This is a genomic window from Halorussus litoreus (genome assembly GCF_003382685.1).
In the GTDB taxonomy this organism is placed as follows: Archaea; Halobacteriota; Halobacteria; order Halobacteriales; family Haladaptataceae; genus Halorussus; species Halorussus litoreus.
In genome coordinates, this window is sequence record NZ_KZ859504.1 from 35443 (window position 1) to 57198 (window position 21756).

Here is a 21756-nt window from a genome sequence, read left to right on the forward strand (position 1 = left end):
GTACCGTTTCGTCGACCGACGAAAGAACGAATCGAGCTATCCTTGAATCCGCACCCGTTTGAGTAGCGGCCCGCTGATGGGCGCAATCTGGAAGTTCCCTATCCGGTTGGCGACGCCGCGGAGCTCCTCGGCGTGGTCGATAAACACCCACGGCGCTTCGTCGTGGGCGATCTGACCGGCTTCCCGATAGAGCTCGGCGCGCTGGTCCTCGTCGAGGGTACCCTGGCCTTCCTCGACGACCTCCATGAACTCGGTGTTGGCCCACGCCGCGCGGTTGGTCGTGTTGAACCCCTCGGTGTCGAAGCTCACCCAGTCCTGGCCTTCGGGCACGTCCTCGACGTCGATACCCGGATGCAACAGCGCGTAGTAGAAGTTGTCCGGGTCGCCGTTGTCGGTCATCCACCCGAGGAAACACGCGTCGTGCTGTCCCTGCGAGGTGTACTCCAGGAAGGGGTTGAACGGCTGCTGGTTGACGGTGACCGAGATGCCGACCTCGTCGAGATTCGACCGGACCGTCTGGGCGGCCTGGATGGGCGAGGGGTTGTAGGTGCGGGGGTTCTGGAACGTGGCGAGTTCGAACTCGAAGCCGTCGCCGTAGCCCGCCTCGTCGAGCAGCGACTGGGCCTGCTCGGGGTCGTGCGGGTAGGGGTCCAACTCCTCGTTGTAGCCGAGCACCTGCTCGGGAATGGGCTGGCTCGCCTGCACCGCGATACCCTGGAAGATGGTGTTGACGATGGCCTCGGTGTCGACGGCGTAGCTGATCGCCTGCCGCACCCGTCGGTCGCGGAACGGCTCGAATCGCGCCATGTTGAACGCCATGTAGCCGATGTTGATCCCTTGCGTTCGGATCAGTTCGGTCGCGTCGGAGTTATCGACGATCTGAGACGACTGGGCACCCAGACCGTCGATGATGTCCGCACCGCCCGAGACGAGCGTCTGGGCGCGGGAGGTGTTCTGCCCGATGGCCGTGAACACCACCTCGTCGACGAACGGCCCCTCGCCCCAGTAGTCGCCGTTGGCCGACAGGCGGATACGCTGGTTGCCCTGATCCCAGTTCTCGAACTGAAACGCGCCCGTCCCGACCGGGTTCTGGTTCAGGTCGGTGCCGTACTCCTGGATCGCCTGCCGGGAGAGCACGCTGGAGGCGAACATGGCCAAGTTCCGCAGGAACGGTGCGTACTGCTGGCTGAGTTCGATAGTGAGGCCGTACTGGTCGTCGCCCTCCGTCGGAGTCACCGTCTCGGTGCCGCCAGCGGCGGTCTCCGTTCCGTCCTCCGCAGCGGTCGTCGTCCCGGCCGCCGTCTCGGTGCCGGTACCGGTCGTCGTTTCCTGATCGACCATCGCGGCCTCGGTGGTCGTTCCCCCGTCCGTCTCCGTTCCGCCAGCGGTCGTTCCCGCTCCGCCGCCGGCCGCCCCGCCCGGTTCGACGCTCTCGACCCAGTTACCCAGCGTGAACGGACCGTACGCCGAGATGTATTCGTCGCCCGGGTAGTACTGGTAGTCCGAGTCGGTGAACCGCCGGTAGGTGGCGATGAAGTCGCTGGCGGTGAACTCCTCGCCGTTGTGGAACTGCACGCCCTCCCGAAGCGTGAGGGTCGCCGTCGTCCCGTCGAGCGAGTACTCGGTTGCCAGCCCCGCCTGCAGCGAGGTCTGGTTCGGCTCGAAGTCGATGAGCGTGTCGTACATCTGGTTGATGACCTTCACGTCCTCGCCGCTCGTAGTGTTCTGCGGGTCGAGCGTGCCCGAGTCGTTCCCCCGGGCGTACGTGACGGTCCCGCCCTCCTGGTCCTGCACGTCGTCCATACTCCCTGTTCCCACGTACCCCGCGACGGACGCCGACGCGGCCGCCCCGCCGGCTGCCTTCAACAAGCTTCGCCTTGAAACGGATGTGTCGTTTGAAGTCATCCACCCCACCAATCAATGATTTTGGATAAAAGCCTACGGGAGCGGATTGGTCGGTGGGTCGGTTGGTTCAACTGTGATGTCTCGCCGCAAGCATTGCCGGGAGATCGGCGGCGCCTCTGAAGACCGGTTGGGATCTGTCGAGAAGCCCAGAACGGGCAGGACGCGACGACGATAGCGGGCCTCGGCTCCGGAAGTAGGAACTGATTTAGGCCGCCCTAAACAATTGGTCGCCAATCAGATGATGTCCACGAACGCTGACGACCGAACGGAGGACGGAACCGTCGACGAGTTGCCGACAGACGCTGTCGAGCCGATGGCGTTTCTCGCCCGCTCAGAACACCGCATCCGCGTTCTTGGACTTTTGAACGGAAGGGAACGTACGCGGAACCAAATAAACGAACGGATGGACGTGACGCGCGTGACGCTGAGTCGCATCCTCCGCGATCTGGAGGATCGGGAGTGGATTACGCGACGACCGCCCGAAAACAGGTACGCTCTGACCGCGTTCGGCGAATTGGTCTACCGGGACGTCGCCCGACTGCTCGGGACCGTCTCTGTCGGCCGGGAGTATCCCGACGTGGTCGAGCGACTGCCGGCGGAGTGGTTCGGCTTCGACCTCCGGTGTCTGGTCGACGGTGAACTCGTGGCCGCCGAGAGTACCGACCCATTGGCCAGTGCCCGCGTCGTCGCCAACGCGGTTCGGGACGCGTCGTCGTTTCGCTCGCTTTTGGGGACGTTCATCTCGCTGCCGATGTACTCGTTCGGGGAGACCGTGCGAAGCGGGACCGAACCCGACGGAGCGGCCGTCTTCGACTCGGACGTTACCGACACGATGCTCGACGACCCGTCGCTGTTCGACCGGTGGCGGGATATCGAGGCTACTGCCGGGTCGACCGTCTACTACAGCACCGACGAACGAGTACCCTGTAGTATCGACCTCATGGACGACGAGGCGGTGTTCCTGACGGTCGACCGGGAGCACGAGACGGGCTTCGACATCATCCGATCCACGCATCCCGAAGTGGTAGAATGGGCGCGCGAGACGGTCGAGCGATACCGCGAGAGCGCGATACCGCTCGAACAGCGTGTCAGCGACGACGAGGTGTGACTGTCGATGCGTTCGCGTTCAGGGCCAGTCATCGATAACACGCCGTGAACAGCCAATCGACCGCGTCACTCCGAACGGAGAGAATCATTAAGATGTTTTAGGCCAGCCTAAAATATATGGTGCGCAGACGCCAGTTGCTCGCAAGTACCGCAGGTATCGCCGCGGCCGGACTCGCCGGCTGTACCGGTAGCGACGATAGTTCGACGAGTACGACTGAATCGACCCCGAACACGACCACCGAAGCGTCCGAATCGGAGGCGAAAGAATCGGAGACGACCGAGTCCGAGACCACGACCGACGATTCCACACCGTACACGGTCGAGATAGAGCCCAACGACCCGTACACGTTCGAGGAGATTCCGAAGACGTACGGCGTGGGCACCAGCCCCTTCATCGACATGGGGATGGCTCTCGGCATCCACCCGACGGCGACCACTGGCCTCGAACGTGCACCTCTGAAGTTCTACGACCTCCTCGACCTCAGGTTCGACGAGAGCCGGATCACCAAGATCGCCAGCGACGCCGAGTCCGGCTACGACAAGGAGAACTTCTACGCCGCCGATGCCGACGTCTGGCTCATCTCCCGTGACAACATCGGTCGCTACGTCAGCTGGGACGACTCCGACTTCGACGACGTTGAGTCGCAGACCGGCCCGTTCCTCGGCACCACGCTGCGCTTCGCCCCGCAGTCAGCCGTCCAAAATGACCCGAACCCGTACACGATGTACGAAGCCTTCGAGAAGGTCGCGGAGGTGTTCCAGCGCCAGCAGCAGTTCGAGGCGTGGCAGTCGCTGCACGACGACCTCGTTGACACCATCGAGGACGGGCTACCGCCGGAAAACGAGCGGCCGACGATCGCCGCCATCTGGCGCGGCGTCAGCCCAGACTCCGGGCGGTTCCGCATCGCGCCACTGCACCGCCTCGGCAACAACACCAAGTCCTACTACCGCCTCGGCATGCAGGACGCCTTCGAGGGCCAGTACCCCGATGGTCCCGTCGGCTACGAGGAACTACTCCGGGTCGACCCCGACTACATCGGCGCTGTCGGCGCCCTCACCTCCTCGACGCACGAGGAGTTCGTCACGAATGTCATCGAGCCGTTCGAGAACAACGAGAACGGCCAGCAGCTCTCGGCCGTTCAGAACGGCAACGTCGTCCGGAGCGGTGGCCAGTACATGGGCCCCATCGTCGACATGTTCTCCACCGAGGCCGTCGCGAAGCAGGTCTACCCCGACGAGTTCGGCCAGTGGCCCGGCGCCGTCGGTGACGTCTCCAATGACGAACAGCTCTTTGACCGCCAGCGCCTCGTCGACATCGTCAACGGCGACCTTTAGGTTCGATGCCGGGACTATTCGAGCGCATCAGGGACCGACGGACGGCGGCCAGCCGCTGGTACGCCGACTCGGCGCTCGCGGGCGTCGCGCTCGGGAGCGCCGCAGTGCTGGTCGCAGCGACCCTCCTCCAGGTGAGCTTCGGTGCGTTCCCGTTGACGCTTGGCGAAGCCTGGGGCGCGGTCTTCGATCCCAGTATCCTGTTCAGCGCGGAGGCGTGGCGGTCGTTCCTGCTCGGCACCGACGTCCCCGAGTGGTTCACCCAGCAACAGCACATCGTCTGGAACATCCGGCTGCCGCGCATCCTCGTCGGCGCGCTCGTTGGCGCGAACCTCGCCGTCTCCGGCGCCATCTTCCAGATCACCACGCGGAACGAACTCGCCAGCCCGTACATCCTCGGCGTCAGCGACGGTGCCGGGCTCGTCGTGCTGGTCGTCCTGACGGCGTTCGCCGAGTTTCTCCCGTTTGTTCCGGTGCTCGCCGCGCTCGGCGGCGGCGCGGCGTTCCTCCTGGTGTACATCATCGCGTGGAAGAACGGCACCAGCCCGGTGCGGCTGGTCTTGGCGGGCGTCATTGTCGGGACCGTCTTCGGGTCCGTACAGCGCGCGCTGTTCTTCTTCATCGACGACCTCGGCACGGTGATGTCCGCGCAGGCGTGGCTCTCCGGGTCGCTGTTGAACACTGACTGGGGCGAGGTCCGCATCGCGGCCCCGTTCACTGTGCTGGCACTCGCGCTCGCGTTCACCGTGACCCAGGAGCTGGACGTGCTCGCACTCGGCGAGGAGACCGCCGAATCGTTGGGAATGCCCGTCGAGAAGATGCGGTTCGCAGTCGCCGGCATCGCCGTGCTGTCGACGGCGGCCGCCATCGCGGTCGCGGGCCTCATCGGCTTCGTCGGCCTCATCGTCCCGCACATGGTGCGGAACGTCGTCGGTGGCGACTCGCGGCGGCTGCTCGTCGGCTGCCTGTTCCTCGGGCCGGCGCTGTTGGTCGGCGCGGACGTTGGCGCGCGCCTCGCGCTCAGCCCCATCCAGCTCCCAGTCGGCATCATCACCGGGTTGGTCGGCGGCCCGTACTTCCTCTACTTGATGCGGAAGACCGAGAGCCTGGGTGAAGTGTGATGCAGGACGGAAAAACACCGCGCGAACCGACCGAGGAGGCGAGTGACGGCGAGACGGCCATCAACGCCGACGAACTCGTCGTCGGCTACCCCGGCGCCGGCGAGCCGGTCGTCGACGGGGAGACGCTCGCGGTCCCCGAGGGCGAGGTGACGGCGCTCATCGGGCCGAACGGCAGCGGGAAATCGACGCTGCTGAAGGGCCTCGCGAACCGCCTGGAGCCCGAGGACGGCCGCGTGCTGCTGGACGGCCGGCGCGTCGACTCGTTCGGCTCGAAGGAACTCGCGCGGAAGCTCGGTCGGCTCTCCCAGCAGAACACCGCGCCGGACACCATCAGTGTTGAGGAGCTCGTCGAACGCGGCCGCTACCCCCACCGCGGGTTCTTCGAGTCGGGAACCGACGCCGACGAGGCCGCCGTCGATGACGCCATCGCGATGGCGGGCGTCGAGCACCTCCGCGACCGCGAGGTCGGTACGCTCAGCGGCGGCCAGACGCAGCTCGTCTGGATCGCGATGGCGCTCGCCCAGGACACGGACGTGTTGCTACTGGACGAGCCGACGACGTTCCTCGACCCGCACCACCAACTGGAGGTGATGCAGGTCGTCGAGACGCTCCGCGACGAGAGCGAGACGACGGTTGTGGTCGTGCTCCACGACATTGCTCAAGCGGCCCGCTACGCCGACCACGTGGTCGCACTCGAAGGCGGGTCAGTGTACGCTGCCGGACCGCCCGAGACGGTCGTCACGAGCCAGCTCCTCGCGGACGTCTTCGAGATCGAGGCGGCGGTTTCGACGACCGAACACGGTCTCCAGATCACGCTACTGAGACCACTCCACGACGAGGATCAGAAGTAACGCTTTGCATCCGCCCGGGTCACGTACCGACCCGGAATCGCTCTACCACGCTGTCCGCGTTAAATCGTCACTCAGGCTGATCGTAGAGGTGACACGCCGCGGGATGGGCGTCGTCCTGCAGGACCGGGTTCTTGCGCTCGCAGACGCTCTCGAAGTGCTCGCCGAGCAGCGACTCGGCCGCCTCCCAGTCGCCGTCCGCGAGGTTGTCGAACGACTCGGCCACGATCTCGCGCGGGCGGCCCGTCGGCTCCGGGTCGAACAGCCGGTCCCAGAGGACGGCCTGGAACGCCTCGGCGGAGGCCTCCGGCCTGCCTCCGTCCGCGGCAGCAGCGGCCTCCGCTTCGGCCCGGCCACTTCCGGCGGCCTCCTCCCACGCCGAGTCGAGGTCGATGCGGCGGTCCTCCACGCGCTCGCGGTAGTTCATCACCTGCCGGTAGGCGTCCTGTTCGACGTCGAGATCTTCCGGTGGGATGATCTTCGGACACCGCGTCCGGAAGTTACAGCCCGACGGCGGGTCGATGGGCGAGGGCACGTCGCCTTCGAGGATGACCCGGTCGTCGGTGTCCACCCGGGGATCGGGCTCGGGGATCGCCGAGAGGAGCGCCTGCGTGTACGGATGCTTGGGGTCGGCGAACAGTTCGTCGGTCTCCGCGACCTCGACGATCTCGCCGAGGTACATCACCGCGACGCGGTCGGAGATGTGCCGGACCACGCTCAGGTCGTGAGCGATGAACAGGTACGTCAGTCCGAACTCCTCCTGGAGGTCTTCGAGCAGGTTGAGGATCTGGGCCTGCACCGACACGTCGAGCGCCGACACCGGCTCGTCGGCGACGATAAAGTCGGGGTCGACCGCGAGTGCGCGCGCGACGCCCACGCGCTGGCGCTGCCCGCCGGAGATCTCGTGTGGGTAGCGGTCGTACTGGCCCTTCTCCAGCCCGACGGCGTCCATGAGTTCGAGGACGCGCTCGCGTCGCTGTTGTTTCTTCGACGTGTCGCCCTCTGGGGGTTCCTCGGGCAGGTCGTGAATCTTGAGGGGCTCGGCGATGATCTGGCCCACCGTCATCCGCGGGTCGAGGCTAGAGAGGGGGTCCTGGAAGATCATCTGCATGTCCTTGCGCTTCTCCCGCAACTCCTCGCGGTCGAGCTCAGAGAGGTCCGTCCCCTGGAACACGATGGTGCCGTCGGTCGGCTCCTCGAGGTGGAGCAGGGTCCGGCCAGCGGTGGACTTCCCGCAACCGGACTCGCCGACGAGGCCGACCGTCTCGCCCTCGTAGATGTCGAAGCTCACGCCGTCGACCGCCTTCACGCTCTCGATGTCGCCGGCGAGCCACTCGTCGAGCATCCCGTCGGCCCGCGAGAAGTGCTTTTTCATCCCCTGGACTTCGAGCAACCGGTCGCCGATCTCGTGGTCGCTGGTGGTGATGCCCTCGCGGTCCTCACCGTACTGGCTCTGGTCGAAGTCTTCGAGGACGCACTTCGCGCGGTGGTCGACCTCCGCGGGGCCGTGCTGGAGGTTCGGAATCTCGCCCTCGGTACACTCCGGCTGGGCCCACGGACACCGCGGCGCGAAGTGACACCCCTCGGGCATGTCGATGAGGTCGGGAACGCTCCCCTCGATGGGGGTAAGTCGATCTTTGGTCTCGTCCGGGATCGACTCCAGCAGCGTGTACGTGTAGGGGTGGCTCGGGTTGTGGAAGATCTCGTCGACCGGCCCGACCTCGACGATGTCACCGGCGTACATCACCGCGACCCGGTCGCAGGTCTCGGCTACCACGCCGAGGTCGTGGGTGATGAACAGGACCGACATGCCGAGGTCGTCCTGCAGGTCGTTGATGAGGTCGAGGATCTGGGCCTGAATCGTCACGTCGAGCGCGGTGGTCGGCTCGTCGGCGACGAGCAGTTTGGGCTGGCACGCCAGTGCGATGGCGATGAGCACGCGCTGGCGCATCCCGCCGGAGAACTCGTGGGGGTACTCGTCGACGCGCTCGGTGGGTTCGGGGATGCCGACCTGCTCCAGCATGTCGATCGTGTCGCGCAGCACCTCCTCGGAGACCTCCTTGCCGCCGAGGCTCGGCGCGATCTCCCGGACCGCGCTCCACCACGAGTCCTTCCGGCGGCCGCCGTACTGGTGGAGGCGCAGGCTCTCGGCGACCTGCTCGCCCACGGTCAGCGCGGGGTTGAGCGAGGTCATCGGGTCCTGGAAGATCATGCTCATCTCGCCGCCCCGGATCTCGCGCATCGGTCCCTCGGGCGTCGACAGCAGGTCGACGTACCCCTCGTCGGGGAAGACGTACTCGCCGATGCCCTCTGCGTGGCGCTCGGCGAAGTCCTCGACCAGCGGCGGGTGGGAGAACCGGGCCTCCCCGTCGACGACCTCGCCGGGGTCGTCGACCAACTGCATCAGCGAAAGCGCGCTGACGCTCTTGCCGGACCCGGACTCGCCCACGAGCCCGACGGTCTCGCCTTCCCGGATCGTGAGGTCGAAGTCGTCGACGGCCTCGACCTCACCGCGCTCGGTGTTGAACTGCGTTCGCAGATTCGAGATCGACAGTAAGTCGCTCACAATTACCAGAAAATGTTGCGCGCGCGGGCAAAAACCTTCCCACTTTTGCCCCGGTGGAAGCCTTCCCAGCACTGCACGGTCGTTGGGCGTCCAGGCTGCGACTCGTCTGCTCAAATCGCCGCTGTGGTGTTTCTGCGCAGCGCGGACTCCTCGCTTCGCTCGTCGTCGTTGCGCTTCGCAGAAACGTCCTGACGGAGTCCTCACGAGCGAAGCGAGTGAGGGCACGTCAGGACGTGACTGACGCACCGACTGCTGAGCGAAGCGAAGCAGTCGAAAGGAATGAACGTCCTGACGGAGATTTGAACTCCGGTCCCTGGCTCCGCAAGCCAAGAGGATAGTCCACTACCCTACCAGGACTCGACTCTTCCTTGGCCGGTTCCACTAATAGGGGTTACGGTCTGCCTACCGGCGTGCGATAGCGACCCAAACTCAAACAATCATTTTTCCATCCATGAAGCATATGAAAGGGCGCGTCGTGGTTCCGGTATGGACCGACGTGAGCTACTCACGGCCGTCGGTGCCGCGGTCGGCACCGCGTCGCTCGGTGGCTGTCTCAGCGAGTACCGGGACGTCGCCGGAGACGTGGGGGAGACGACCGACGAACCGACCGACACGACCACGGAGGGCGACTCGGGCGGGACGACCGAGCCCTCCGAGACGACCGATTCGTCGGGCGGAGAGTCGTCGCTGGCCGACGCGTCGCTCGAAATAGTCGACTCGGACTGCGGCCAGCCGACGAACGAAGCGAGCGTCAGCTTCCGCGAGGCCGACGCCGAGGTGGGAGTTACCGGCACCATCGCGGGGTCGAACGCCTGCTACATCGCGGAACTCGCGGGCGCGAGCTACGACGAGGCGTCCGGTGCGCTGACGCTGACCGTCGCCTCGACCAAGGAGGGGGGCTCGGAGGTGTGCGCCGAGTGCATCACGGAGATCGACTACGAGATCACCGCCGCCTTCGAGGGCGGGCTACCGGCTACCGTCGAGGTCGTCCACGAGGCGATGGGCGAGACGACGACCGTCACGACGGCCGAGCCGGCGTAGCGAGGCGGGGAGCGTACCGGTCTATCGAGGAGTGCAGTGGTCGCGGTCTATCGAGGAGTGCAGTGGTCACGGCCGGTCGAGGAGCGCGGTAATCTGCCGACTCCGTCGAAGTTCATCGTTGCTGACGAGTGATCAGTCGTTCACCGGCACCTCCCACAGGAGGATGGCACCCGATCCGACGACGAGGATTACGCCGCCGATGGCTAATGCGAACAGTGGGGAGACGGAGTCCGAGATGACGCCGCTCCCGAGTTGGAACGGAACGACCGCCAATCCGCTGACCATCGCCATCGCACTCAACACGGTCGCCCGCCCGAGCGTTTCGACGCGATTGTTGACGTACTGCCCCGCGAACGATCGCGTGACGTCCGAGAGCCCCCGAGCGACGAGGAACGTCGGAAGCGCGAGAACGGGGACGAAGTACATCCCCATCAGCGCCGCGCCGACCGCGAACGGAAGGACCAGGAACCACGTCCGCATACCGAACAACTCCTTGATCGCGCCGGTGTAGTAGCTGAGAACCGCACCGACGAGACTGTACGCCGCGTAGAACCACCCGAGAAGCGATTCGACCTGAGCGGGCGAGACGCCGACGTCGACGACGACGGTCCGGAATATCGGCTGGAGGAAGACGAACACGAGATACGCCACGGCAGCGTAGAGGACGTAGTAATAGAGGATGAACGCCCGGAGGTTCCGTTGAGACAGCGCTTCGGTGACGATGTCGACGGTTCGCCGGAAGGTCAGGTCGTCCGAATCCGTCTTCTCGTACGTCTCCGACTCGCCCAGGGTGAGGAGCACGATCGCGCCCAGCCCCGTGACGGCCGCGGCGACGAACCACGGGTACGAGAGGTCGATACTCCCGAGATACCCGCCGACGATGGCCGCGCCCGCCCCGGCCGCGAGCGATGCCGACTCCCCGCGACCGCGAACGCGCGCGAACTCGTCTTCCGAGAGGTCGTCGGTGAGCGTGTCGTAGAGCCACGCGTCCTCGCTCCCCGATCTGAAATTGTACCCCGCGGACCAACAGACGTAGAGGGCGGCCAACGAGAGAAACGACTCGGCGAGACCGATTCCGAGCAGCGTCACGGAGATCAGCACGGTACCGACGAGGAGGCTGTTTCGCCGACCGACGCGGTCCCCGACGTAGCCGGTCGGGATCTCACCGAGCAGCGTCGTCAGGTTGTATATCGCTTCGAGGATCGCGATCTGGGTGAAGTCGAGGCCCTGCGCGAGAAAGAAGAGGTACATGATCGGCCGATAGAACTCGACGGCTTTGGTGGACTTGTAGAGATAGTACTTCAGAACGCGCCCACGCGCCGACCCGTGCCAGCGAGACGCCGAGAGAACGGTCATCAGTCGAAGATGGCGACGGGGGATTGAACTATGTTCTGTTACTCCGGTCCCGAGAAATCGTAATAACGAGCCTTCGGGTAAACTACCGACGAGAGCGGTAGCTCACCCGAGAGTTTAAATCCGAAGGCGGGACCAGTTCGGAGCGTGACCGCTCGACACCACTACCGAAATCGGGAGCCAGCCCCGCCGGGGAAACCGCACGCCAGCGCCGAGCCGAACCGCCGTTCGCGGATAGGACAATACTTAAGCGCGGGCCACGCCTGCGATACCATACGATTATGGGCGCGATAGAGGACGTTCACGCCGACCTCGACGCCGACGTCTCCCTCGAGGAGTTCCGGGAGGCGGTCGAGGAGAAGGTCGAGCAGATGGGCGGCCTCGCGGACGAGGAGACCGCCGCGATGCTCATCGCCCACGAACTCGACGAGGAGGGCGGCGAGGTCGACAGCGTGGCGGACATCGAGGCCGGGATGGAGGAGGTGAAGTTCGTCGCCAAGGTGGTCGGCGTCGGCGACCTCCGGACGTTCGAGCGCGACGACGAGGACCGCGAAGACGGCCGCGTGCTCAACGTCGAGGTCGCCGACGAGACGGGGTCGATCCGCATCACCTTCTGGGACAAGCAGGCCGACGCCGGGAGCGAGGAGCTCGACGTCGGCGACACCCTCCGCGTCGCGGGACGACCCAAGGAGGGGTACAACGGCGTCGAGGTCAACGTCAACGACGCCGAGCCCGCCGACGAGGTCGAGGTGGACGTGCAGGTCCGGGACACCTACCGCGTCGAGGACCTCTCGCTGGGCCTCTCGGACGTGAATCTCCGCGGGAAGGTGCTCGACACCGACGACGTCCGCACCTTCGACCGCGACGACGGCTCCGAGGGCAAGGTCGCCAACCTCAAGCTCGGCGACTCGACGGGACGAATCCGGGTCACGCTCTGGGACGAGCGCACCGCGGCCGCGGAGGAACTCGACCCCGGCGTCTCGGTCGAGGTCGTGGACGGCTACGTCCGCGAGCGCGACGGCGACCTCGAACTCCACGTCGGCAACCGCGGCGCGATAGAGGAGATCGACGAGGAGGTCGAGTACGTGCCCGAGACCGCCGACATCGCCGACCTCGAGATCGGCGACGAAGTCGACATCGCGGGCGTCGTGCGCTCGGCCGACCCCAAGCGCACCTTCGACCGCGACGACGGCTCGGAGGGGCAGGTCCGGAACGTCCGCGTGCAGGACGAGACCGGCGACATCCGGGTCGCGCTCTGGAGCGAGAAAGCCGACGCGGACATCGCGCCCGGCGACGAGATCCAGCTCGCCGACCTCGAGATCCAGGACGGCTGGCAGGACGACATCGAGGGGTCGGCCGGCTGGCAGTCCACCGTGACCGTCCTCGGCGAAGCCGACGCAAGTGTCGGCGGCGGGGACGGCGGTGGAAGAGCAGACGCGAGCGCGGGCAGCACCGACGACTCCTCGTCCGGCAGCCAATCGGCCGGTCTCGACTCGTTCGGTGACGAGGGCGCGAGCGACGGCACTGAAGCCGGCGGAGCCGAAGCCGCTGGAACCGATACTGCGAGCGCCGACGGAGCGACTGCCGACGACGCCGCGACCGGTGGCGAATTCGTCGAGTTCACGGGGACCGTCGTCCAGGCGGGCGACCCGATAATCTTAGACGACGGCGAGGAGACGGTGAGCGTCGAGTCGGCGGCCGACGTGACCCTCGGTCAGAAGGTCACCGCGCGGGGGGAGCTCAGCGACGGGACCCTCGACGCCGAGGACGTGTTCTGAAGTTGGGGCAGTCGCCCCGACGACTACGGTGGATCTACTGCGTCGTTGACGCCGTCGAACGACCCCTGTTCGTAGACTCGTCGCCAGAGCGTGTGCGCGGCGCGGGCAACGAGCGGAATCTCGGTGACCGCGATACACGAGCACTCGACTGCCTCCGGGTCGGTTGAGGCGTCCGGTTGGGGATGAAAGTGTCCGTCGTCGCCCGGAACCGGATAGTCGTGGGGATGTACGTCCCAGCGGAGATTCCGGTCCAGTCCGTCTGTGTAGTGGATGTTGTAATCGTGGAGCGTCGTCCAGATAACGTCGAGTCGCGCACTTTCGGCCGCCCCTACGCCGTCGCTCAGGTAGACGTGAAGTTTGGACGGTTCGAAGAAGTCGTCGAGTTCGCCCTCGGCCAGCGGTTCCATCTCGGTGAACACCTCTCGAAAGTCGAGGAGCGCGCCTCGGTCGGTCGGCCTGCGGAGTGCGTGGGATTCGCTCGCGGAGTTACGCGACGACACCGAAACTACACCGCCTTCGTCCGTTGGACAGTCTCTTCGGCTTGGCTGAGCGCGAGCGCGGCTTTGGCGATGTCGAGATTTCGGCGGGTGGTCTGCCACTCCCGAAGCGTCTCACTGTCGACGTCGCAGTCACGGATTGCGGCGTCCTCGGGCGAATCGGCGTCGAGTTCGTTCCGATACGCCCGGATCTCCTCACGCATCTCCCCGATTCGGTCGACCAGTCGCTCCGTGCTGGTCGCGTCGAGGATGTCGTGGGCCTGTTCCAACACGAGCGATTCGTTCGACCGCTCGTAAACGGTGGTCCCGCCGCTCGCCGGTACCTCGTCGACGAATCCGCTGTCCGCGAGCTGTTGGAGGTGGGTTCGCGCAGTTGTCGGAGTCGTTCGTGCCCGTTCGGCGATAGTCGGGGCCGACTCCGCCTCGTAGGTCCGCTTCATCACCGTCCGGACGCGCTCGAACGGCGTCGTCGCTTCGACCCACTCGTCTACGACGTGTTCGTTCACGTCCTCGCCGTCGGGCGGGAGTTCGGACATGGTTCGGATGTAGTGCGACCAAATATATTACTCTTTGGACCACCATATTTGCTGATTGCGGTCGCGAGCGTTCCGCTTCGCGAACGAGTCCGACCGCTACCGTGCCGAAAACGACGCAGTAACGAGGAAACGCGCTACGGAAAGAACTAAGGGCGCGAGATACCCGGCATTGGGTATGAGCGTCGAGTTGCCGTTCGCACCGGTCGACACCATCATCAGACGGAACGCGGGCAACCTCCGAGTCAGCGCGGGCGCGGCCGAGGAACTGGCCCGCCGAATCCAGGACCACGGAGCCGACCTCGCCATCGACGCCGCCGAGGAGGCGACCGCCGACGGCCGCAAGACCCTGATGAGCGGGGACTTCGGCGTCGAGCAGGTGGTCGACAAGGAGTCGCTCGAACTCCCGGTCGCGCCGGTCGACCGTATCGCCCGGCTCCGCATCGACGACAGCTACCGGGTGGCGATGGACGCCCGCATCGCGCTGGCGGACATCCTCGAGGACTACGCCGACAACGTGGCCCGGGCCGCGGCGGTCCTCGCGCGCCACGCCGACCGGCGAACCGTTAAGGCCGAGGACATCGACACCTACTTCGAACTGTTCGGATGAACTTCGGCTACAGCGAGGAGTGTCTCGCCCACGACACGGGCGAGCGCCACCCCGAGAACCCCGACCGGCTCCGGGCCATCCGGGAGCGACTCGCCCGCAAGCACGGCGTCGAGTACGTCGAGAGCGACCCCGCCGACCGGGAACTCGTCGAGGCGGTCCACGACCCCGACTACGTCGCGGAGTTCAGCGAGTTCTGCGACTCGGGCGGCGGCAACTGGGACCCCGACACCGTGGCGGTCGAGGCCACGTGGGACGCCGCGCTTCGCTCGGCGGGACTCGCCTGCTGGGCCGCCGACGCCGCGCTCGACGGTGACGAAGGCCGCGACACACCCTTCTCACTCGGGCGGCCGCCGGGCCACCACGCGGTCGCGGACGACGCGATGGGGTTTTGCTTCTTCAACAACGCCGCGGTCGCGGCCCGGTACGCCATCGACGGTGGTGGGGAAGACGACCGTGGCGGTGACGACCGCGGCAGTGACGATCACGGCGGCGACGCCGACCGCGTCGCCATCTTCGACTGGGACGTCCACCACGGCAACGGCACGCAGGACATCTTCTACGACGCGGGCGACGTGTTCTACGCCTCGGTCCACGAGCAGGGCCTCTACCCCGGCACGGGCGAGATCGGCGAGTCCGGCGAGGGGTCTGGCGCGGGCGCAACCCTCAACGTCCCGCTGCCCGCCGGCGCGGGCGATCCGGAGTACCGCGACGTGATGGACGACTTGATCGCGCCCGCGTTCGAGGCCTTCGACCCCGACCTTCTGCTGGTGAGCGCGGGGTTCGACGCCCACCGTCACGACCCCATCTCCCGGATGCGGGTCTCGACCGAGGGGTACGGGATGTTGGCCGCGCGCGTCCGCGAGCTGGCCGAGGAGCTCGGGGCCGCCCTCGGATTCGTACTCGAAGGCGGCTACGGTCTCGACACGCTGGCCGACAGCGTGGCCGAGGTCCACGAGACCTTCGACGGGAAGCAGCCGTTGACTCCCGACGAGGACTCCAACGAGGACGTGCGGGAGTTGATCGGCGAGATCCGGACGTCGCATTCAGTGTTCGACGGGTGAGGCTGCTTTCGGTTCCGTGAAGTGCCACCGACCACGGGATGCGCCGCGCTCGCGCAGTCCTGCGCGAGCGCGGCAGGGAGGTACGGGGCGCAGTGCGGTTCCTCGGCAGATGAAAGGCGAGGAAGCGAGAGCGCGGCGCTTCACGCCGCGGCGACGCGAGCAGTGAAACCGCGAGCGAAGCGACCGAGGGCTTTCGGAAATGCCACGCCAACTTCGCCGGCGTATGTCAACAATTTGGCGACCGTTGAGCTGAAAAACGACGAACGACCTATTCGTCGGGCTCCACCCGCGCCAGCCGCATCGCGTTCCCGGTCACGCCGAGGCTCATCCCCATGTCGCCGACCAGAATCGCCACCGCGACCGACACCAGCCCGAGGGGGGCACCGACCGCCAGCACGGCCTTCACCGCGAGGCTGGCCCAGATGTTCTGCCGGATGACCGCGTTGGCCTTCCGGGAGAGCCGGTACAGGTACGGCACCTTCCGGAGGTCGTCGCCCAGCAGCGCGATGTCGGCGGTCTCGATGGCGGTGTCGGTCCCGGCCGCGCCCATCGCCACGCCGACCGTCGCGGCGGCGAGCGCGGGCGCGTCGTTCACGCCGTCGCCGACCATCGCGGCCGAGCCGTGGCGGTCGACCAACTCCTCGACGGCGTCGACCTTCTCCGCGGGGAGCAACTCCGCGCGGAACTCGTCGACGCCGACTTCCTCGGCCACGGCGCGGGCGGTGCCCTCGTTGTCGCCGGTCAGCATGACGCACTCGACGCCGAACGACTGGAGGCGAGCCACCGTCTCGCGGGCGGCCGGGCGCACCTCGTCGGCGATGGCGAGCACGCCCTCCAGTTCCTCGTCCGTGCCGACGAGGACGACCGTCTTGCCCTCGCGCTGGAATCGCGGCACCACGTCGGCGAGCAGGTCGAGGCAGTCCTCGCGGTCCGCGCACCGGCTCTCGGTCGCCTCGGAGACGATCTGGCCGCCGTCCGTCATCGACTCCCCGCCGTCGGTGTGCAGGTGAACGTGTTCGAGGTCGAAGCCCAACTCCGCGAACAGCGCGGGCTTGCCGGCGTAGTGGGTCACGCCGCCGAGGTCCGCGCGCACGCCCTTGCCCGTCAGGCTCTCGAAATTCTCGACGGGACGGTCCTCGCCCGATTCGTCATGGGGGTCCCCGCGCCGGTGACCCTCGTCCACGATGGCCTCCGCGATGGGGTGCTCGCTCCGGCGTTCGAGGTCGTGGGCACACCGCAGCACGTCCGACTCGTCGTTGTCCCCGAGCGCGACCACGTCGGTCACGGCGAGTTCGCCCGCGGTGAGCGTCCCGGTCTTGTCGAACGCGACCGCCTCGACCGTCCCCATGGATTCGAGGTGCGGGCCGCCCTTCACGAGCACGCCGTTTCGCGCCGCGCTGGTCACGCCGGAGACGACCGAGACGGGCGTCGAGATGACGAACGCGCACGGGCAGGCGACGACGAGGAGCGTCAGCCCGCGGACGAACCACACCCGGAACGGCTCGCCGAGCAGCGGCGGGACGAACGCGGTCAGGAGCGCCCCGACGACGATGATCGGCGTGTAGTAGCTCGCGAACCGGTCGACGAACTGCTCGCGGTCGGTGCGGTCGCGCTGGGCGTCGCCGACGAGTTCGACAACTTGCGACAGCGTGGTCTCGTTGGCCTCGGCGGTCGCCTCGACTTCGAGATACCCTTCCTCGTTGATGGTGCCGGCGAACACCTCGTCGCCGGGCGACTTGTCCACCGGGACGCTCTCGCCCGTGATAGGGGCCTGATTCACCGCGCTCGAACCCTCTAGCACGTCGCCGTCGACGGGTATCTTCTCGCCCGGCCGGACGACGACCGTCTCGCCGACCGCGACCTCCTCGACAGGGACGGTCTCCTCGGTCGTCTCTCCATCGTCGTCAGATCGCCGGACCGTCGCGGTGTCGGGCGAGAGGTCCATCAGCTCGCGCATCGAGTCGCGGGCCCGATCCATCGAGAACTGCTCCAGTAGCTCGGCAACGCTGAACAGGACCGCCAGCGTGGCGGCCTCGAAGTAGAGGCCGACCGCGACCGCGGCGACCACGCCGGTCCCCATCAGCAGGTCGATGTCGAGGCTCAGCGTCTTCGCGGAGTAGTAGCCGTTCCGGAGGATGGCCTGCCCCGCGACCCCGGCAGCGAACAGGAGCAGGACGGCGGAGACGTGGAACTCGCGGCCGAGTGCCGAGAACAGGAGCGCGTCGGCGCTCGTGAGGAAGAACTCGACGGCGAGGCCCGCGACGAGGAACGCGGCTCCGACCCACGTCTTGATGCCGCGCGGGCTCGTCCAGACCTCGCTCTTGTCGGCTACGCTCGGACCGCCACCGCTCGCGCCGGTGTCGCTTGTGCCTTCGTCGTCGCCCGAGGAGCCGACGACCTCGTAGCCCGCACCCTGAACCGCCGAGCGAACCTCGGCGGGGTCGGCGTCGCCGGTCACGAGCACCTCGCCCGTCGTCGGTCGAGTGTCGATTCCTTCGACTCCCGGCAGGCCGTCGAGGGCGTTCTCGACCTTGCCTGCGCAGGAGGCGCAGTCCATCTCCGGCACCGAGAGCCGAAGCTCTCCGGCGGTTTCGCTGTCGTCGCTCGCGATGGATCCGTCGCCTTCGACCCCGTATCCGGCCGCCTCGACGCGTTCGCGGACTGCCGCCGAGTCGGTCGCCGCCGCGTCGTAGGTGACCACCAGCGTGCCGGTCGTCGGTACCGGGTCGGTGTCGCGCACGCCGTCGAGGCGCTCGACGCTGCCGGTCACCTTCCCGGCGCAGGACGGACAGTCCATCTCGGGGACCGAGAACCGGACCGTGCGTTCGCGCTCATCGGAACTCATTGGATGGACGTAGCCGCCGAAGCGATATTAACCCTACTGTCACGAACCCGGTCGAAATTAGGAGTTCTTAACAACGATTACGGTAGTAGTTGTTAATAATGGGCAACGGAACGTTCCTCTCGGTCCAACGAGGGATTTCTCTGGCGCTGAAACCGTTCACGGGAGTTCATTGCGTTGGGTATCGGCCGTAATCGCAAACGGTCGGCAACAGTGTGTCCGACTTATTGTGAGTCGCTCGCAAGTAGGGAACGAGATGAGCGCCTTCAGGGGAACGGGCACGAACGCGCTGAAGATCGGGGCGGCCGTCACCGTCCTCGCGGCGGAACTGCTCGCCGCCATCCTACTCCTCATCGTGGTCGTGGGATGAGGCCGGGCGAGGTCGAGTCGGGGAAACGTTGACAGCTGCACCGCTCGTCGTACGAAAGCGGCTGAGGGGAGTAAGCCCCCTTCTGTTCGGCCGAGTATTCGGCTGAGCGTCCGCGTCGTCGTCCGAGCTACCTTGGCGATGCGAAGCATCGCGTGACGCGGACTTGCACCGGCGAGGGTTCGCCGTTCCATCCATTCTCTCCCGTCTGCGTGCTGGCAACGCCAGCACGTTTAGTGAGGCGGCAGGGCCGCCGCACGCCCTCGATTGATTAACTCCCCGTTCCTTCACTCGGCACGTGCCTTCGCTCGGTCGGGGTTCGCATATCTCATCGGTCGGGGAGAGGGGTCTCGTTTCTGTTCCAGAGCCAGCGGTCTCCCGCTCCGGGCTTGCGCCCGGTCGCCCGCCCGGACGGTGGGGGGACTTTCCTCACGTGGATGCCGGGGCCACCGACACCGTGTGCGCGCGGCGTGCGCCGCGCGCTCCCGCGGGAACTCGGCTCCCTCTGCCGTTCGAAGGTAGGTGCTGGCCGGCTTTAAGGCGTTCGGTGAGATCGGGGTTCGATCCTGGGGAAATGCACCATTACCGGTGTCGGGACGGTCGTTGCCGGGATTCGACCAGCTATTCCCGAGTTAGTCACCGATTACCGACTTCAGGCACGGCGTGACGTCGTGCTAATCGTTCCCATCTGAACGGTATCGGAACGTTTCCGTCTTTAGTATTGAAGGGAAGACTTGAAGGTACTTCCTGCCATAGAGAATTACGTATGGCACAGGCTCAGGCAGTAACTCTCTCCTACGAGGATGGTACGCGGGCGGTCGAACTCGCACGCGAGTCCGTCGAATCCTACGTCATCAACGGCCAGCGCGAGCAGCCCGGCAGCATGCGCGAAGCGTTCTACGCACGCACGGGGGTGTTCGTTCGGCTCGCGTCCACGCGAGGGCGCTGCCGCCTTCGAGGCTGCGACGGCGCGTACGAGGGAAGCGACCAGCTCGGCCATCTCATCGTCGACTCGGCCATCAGCGCCGCCAGCGACGACTCGTGTGGTTCCGAGGTGGAGGAGGCCGAACTTCCGAACCTGCAGATCTCGGTGTGCGTGGTCCAGGACACGCGCCTCTCGGAGGACCCGGTCGAAGACGTCGAACTCGGCACCCACGGGGTCGCCGTCGAGGGTCGGGGCAAGCAGGCGTGGATGTACCCCACGGTGCCCGAGGAGAACGACTGGAGCGTCTTCGAGTATCTCGACCGGACCTGCCGGAAGGCGGGCCTTCCGCGCGGCGCGTGGGAGGACGACGACGTTCACGTCACGCTGTTCGACGGCCAGGTGTTCACCGAGCGCGAGCCCGAAGGCACGGTCGAAGAGAGATAAGTTAGGTCCTTTTTGGAGGGTGCTGGCAGTGCAATGTCCGGTGAGACTATCGTAACGTGAGAGGCCTCGAAAGCCCTCACGCGCTCGCCCGTTCAGTCCGCCAGGGAATCGGTTGATTCGCTTGCCGAAGCGACCGGCTGGTCGGGACGAGCTTGGAAAACCCGGTCCAGCAGAGCGCAAAGCCGACCTATTCCTCCTCGCGGAACCCCACGGCGTCGGCGTCCGCCAGCGCGCGCTCGGCGGCCTCGTCCACTTCGAACTCTCGGACGATCTCGCCGTCGCGGACGAGCGGTTCGAGCAGGGGTTCGCCCTCGGGGTCCGCGCGGTCGGCGAGGCCCACGTGGTGGCCGCCGTCGGGGGTTCGGAACGCCTGCTTGACGCCCGAGAGCTTCCCGCGCTTCGAGACCGCCTCGCCGTCGCGTTCCACGATGTCGAGCGCGAAGTCGAGCGGGTCGGCGTTGCTGACGTGGCCGCCGACGCCGAAGCCGTCCGCCACGTCCCGGAGAGTCCGAAGTTCCTCCGGGCCGAGTCCGCCGCTGACGAAGATCTCCACGTCGTCGTAGCCCCGCGCGTCGAGTTCCCACCGGACCTCGCGGACGATGTGGCAGAAGTCCCCGCGGCGCGAACTCGTGGTATCGAGTCGCACTCCGTCGAGCGCGTCGCCGAGCGCCTCGGCGGCGCGGATGGACTCGTCCTTCTCGTCGGCGTACGTGTCGGCGATGGCGATGCGGGGCACCTCGGGCGCGACCGCGTCGTCGAACGCGGTCCACGCGGCCTCCTGGTCGCCGAACGCGATGACCAGCGCGTGGGGCATCGTCCCGCTGGCTTCCCGGCCGAGCACCTCGCCCGCCGCGACGTGCGAGAAGCCGTCGAGACCGCCGATCAGCGCGCCGCGCTCGACGACTGGCGCGATGGCGGGGTGGACGTGACGCGCGCCGAAGCTCAGGACCGAGGAGTCCGGGGCGGCCCGTCGGGTTTCGAGCGCAGCGGTGGCGATACCGCTCTGGTGGGAGAGAAAGCCCAGCAGCGAGGTCTCGTACCGCGCGAAGTCGAGGTAGTCGCCTTCGATTCGCATCACGGGCCCGCCGTCGAACAGTTGCCCCTCGCGCATCGCGTCAACGTCGACTGGCAGTCCTTCGAGCAAGCGGGCGGCGTCTTTCACGCCCGCGAGCAGGTCGAACTCGCCGGTCGGGAACTGATCTTGGGTCACCTCCGCGACGACTCGCGGGTTCCGGCCGGCGGCCTCCAGCGTCTCCTCGGTCCGCAGGAAGTAGGCGTCGGTCGCGGTCCCGTCGCGGACGGCCGACTCCGACACTACGTCGAACCGGTCGCTCATACGTACCGCCTCGGGAGAGTCATGTCCGGACGTACCTCGGGCGAAGCGAAAAAACCCCGCGTTTGTCGCTCGTTTCCTCCCCGTTTCCGC

The 21756-nt window shown here is 66.7% G+C and carries 16 protein-coding genes, 1 tRNA gene and 1 other RNA gene; 9 read left to right on the top strand and 9 right to left on the bottom strand.

The features are described 5' to 3' along the window. Positions 1-36: 36 nt before the first annotated feature. Entirely contained in the window at positions 37-1686 is a 1650-nt protein-coding gene (locus DPQ64_RS00895) for an ABC transporter substrate-binding protein (protein ID WP_394338825.1), read from the bottom strand. A 460-nt stretch (positions 1687-2146) separates the two neighbouring features. Here DPQ64_RS00895 and DPQ64_RS00900 point away from each other — a divergent pair, with 460 nt between their 5' ends. The 4 genes from DPQ64_RS00900 (at position 2147) to DPQ64_RS00915 (ending at position 6316) form a co-directional block, all read left to right on the top strand. Then, positions 2147-3013, top strand: coding sequence for a helix-turn-helix transcriptional regulator (locus tag DPQ64_RS00900; protein ID WP_368275953.1), 867 nt, complete (start codon positions 2147-2149; stop codon positions 3011-3013). 116 nt (positions 3014-3129) lie between these two features. Further along, a complete protein-coding gene (locus DPQ64_RS00905; protein ID WP_115862480.1) occupies positions 3130-4347 on the top strand; it encodes an ABC transporter substrate-binding protein in 1218 nt (405 codons plus the stop codon). 5 nt (positions 4348-4352) lie between these two features. Beyond that, a complete protein-coding gene (locus DPQ64_RS00910; protein ID WP_115862481.1) occupies positions 4353-5465 on the top strand; it encodes a FecCD family ABC transporter permease in 1113 nt (370 codons plus the stop codon). Next, entirely contained in the window at positions 5465-6316 is an 852-nt protein-coding gene (locus DPQ64_RS00915; RefSeq protein WP_115862482.1) for an ABC transporter ATP-binding protein, read from the top strand. Before DPQ64_RS00910 ends, DPQ64_RS00915 begins: the two co-directional genes overlap by 1 nt. 67 nt (positions 6317-6383) lie before the next feature. Here the strand turns inward: DPQ64_RS00915 and DPQ64_RS00920 are convergent, their stop codons facing one another. Continuing rightward, positions 6384-8879, bottom strand: coding sequence for an ABC transporter ATP-binding protein (locus tag DPQ64_RS00920; RefSeq protein WP_115862483.1), 2496 nt, complete (start codon positions 8877-8879; stop codon positions 6384-6386). A 284-nt stretch (positions 8880-9163) separates the two neighbouring features. Beyond that, positions 9164-9236, bottom strand: a tRNA-Arg gene (locus DPQ64_RS00925). 129 nt (positions 9237-9365) lie between these two features. Between DPQ64_RS00925 and DPQ64_RS00930 the strand changes: the two genes are divergently transcribed. Then, a complete protein-coding gene (locus tag DPQ64_RS00930; RefSeq protein ID WP_115862484.1) occupies positions 9366-9920 on the top strand; it encodes a hypothetical protein in 555 nt (184 codons plus the stop codon). A gap of 132 nt (positions 9921-10052) precedes the next feature. Here DPQ64_RS00930 and DPQ64_RS00935 read toward each other — a convergent pair whose 3' ends face one another. Continuing rightward, the gene (locus tag DPQ64_RS00935) at positions 10053-11276 is read right to left on the bottom strand and encodes an MFS transporter (RefSeq protein ID WP_198661962.1); all 1224 of its coding nucleotides are present in this window, start codon (positions 11274-11276) and stop codon (positions 10053-10055) included. A gap of 278 nt (positions 11277-11554) precedes the next feature. On the opposite strand from DPQ64_RS00935, the gene DPQ64_RS00940 reads away from it, so the two are divergent. Then, the gene (locus tag DPQ64_RS00940; RefSeq protein ID WP_115862485.1) at positions 11555-13051 is read left to right on the top strand and encodes a single-stranded DNA binding protein; all 1497 of its coding nucleotides are present in this window, start codon (positions 11555-11557) and stop codon (positions 13049-13051) included. A gap of 23 nt (positions 13052-13074) precedes the next feature. On the opposite strand, the gene DPQ64_RS00945 is transcribed toward DPQ64_RS00940, so the two are convergent. Both DPQ64_RS00945 and DPQ64_RS00950 read right to left on the bottom strand, forming a co-directional pair. Further along, the gene (locus DPQ64_RS00945) at positions 13075-13551 is read right to left on the bottom strand and encodes a hypothetical protein (RefSeq protein ID WP_115862486.1); all 477 of its coding nucleotides are present in this window, start codon (positions 13549-13551) and stop codon (positions 13075-13077) included. Positions 13552-13556: 5 nt separating this feature from the next. Next, the gene (locus DPQ64_RS00950; RefSeq protein ID WP_115862487.1) at positions 13557-14084 is read right to left on the bottom strand and encodes a DUF7342 family protein; all 528 of its coding nucleotides are present in this window, start codon (positions 14082-14084) and stop codon (positions 13557-13559) included. A 175-nt stretch (positions 14085-14259) separates the two neighbouring features. Between DPQ64_RS00950 and DPQ64_RS00955 the strand changes: the two genes are divergently transcribed. Together DPQ64_RS00955 and DPQ64_RS00960 are read left to right on the top strand one after the other, a co-directional pair. After that, positions 14260-14691, top strand: coding sequence for a histone (locus DPQ64_RS00955; protein WP_115862488.1), 432 nt, complete (start codon positions 14260-14262; stop codon positions 14689-14691). Continuing rightward, positions 14688-15752 carry a histone deacetylase family protein gene (locus tag DPQ64_RS00960; protein ID WP_115862489.1) on the top strand — a complete coding sequence of 355 codons (1065 nt, stop codon included), beginning with the start codon at positions 14688-14690 and terminating at the stop codon, positions 15750-15752. The genes DPQ64_RS00955 and DPQ64_RS00960 overlap by 4 nt, the downstream gene beginning before the upstream one ends. Before the next feature lie 268 nt (positions 15753-16020). Here the strand turns inward: DPQ64_RS00960 and DPQ64_RS00965 are convergent, their stop codons facing one another. Together DPQ64_RS00965 and rnpB are read right to left on the bottom strand one after the other, a co-directional pair. Next, positions 16021-18597 (bottom strand): heavy metal translocating P-type ATPase, encoded by a 2577-nt coding sequence (locus tag DPQ64_RS00965; protein ID WP_115862490.1) that lies wholly within the window; start codon positions 18595-18597, stop codon positions 16021-16023. Between the two features lie 426 nt (positions 18598-19023). Beyond that, an RNA gene (rnpB, locus tag DPQ64_RS00970) (RNase P RNA component) lies at positions 19024-19425 on the bottom strand. Between the two features lie 302 nt (positions 19426-19727). Here rnpB and DPQ64_RS00975 point away from each other — a divergent pair. Then, positions 19728-20330 carry a TIGR00296 family protein gene (locus tag DPQ64_RS00975; protein ID WP_115862491.1) on the top strand — a complete coding sequence of 201 codons (603 nt, stop codon included), beginning with the start codon at positions 19728-19730 and terminating at the stop codon, positions 20328-20330. A 187-nt stretch (positions 20331-20517) separates the two neighbouring features. Here the strand turns inward: DPQ64_RS00975 and DPQ64_RS00980 are convergent, their stop codons facing one another. Beyond that, positions 20518-21666, bottom strand: a complete 1149-nt coding sequence (locus DPQ64_RS00980) for a nicotinate phosphoribosyltransferase (protein ID WP_115862492.1) — start codon at positions 21664-21666, stop codon at positions 20518-20520. Positions 21667-21756: the final 90 nt, after the last annotated feature.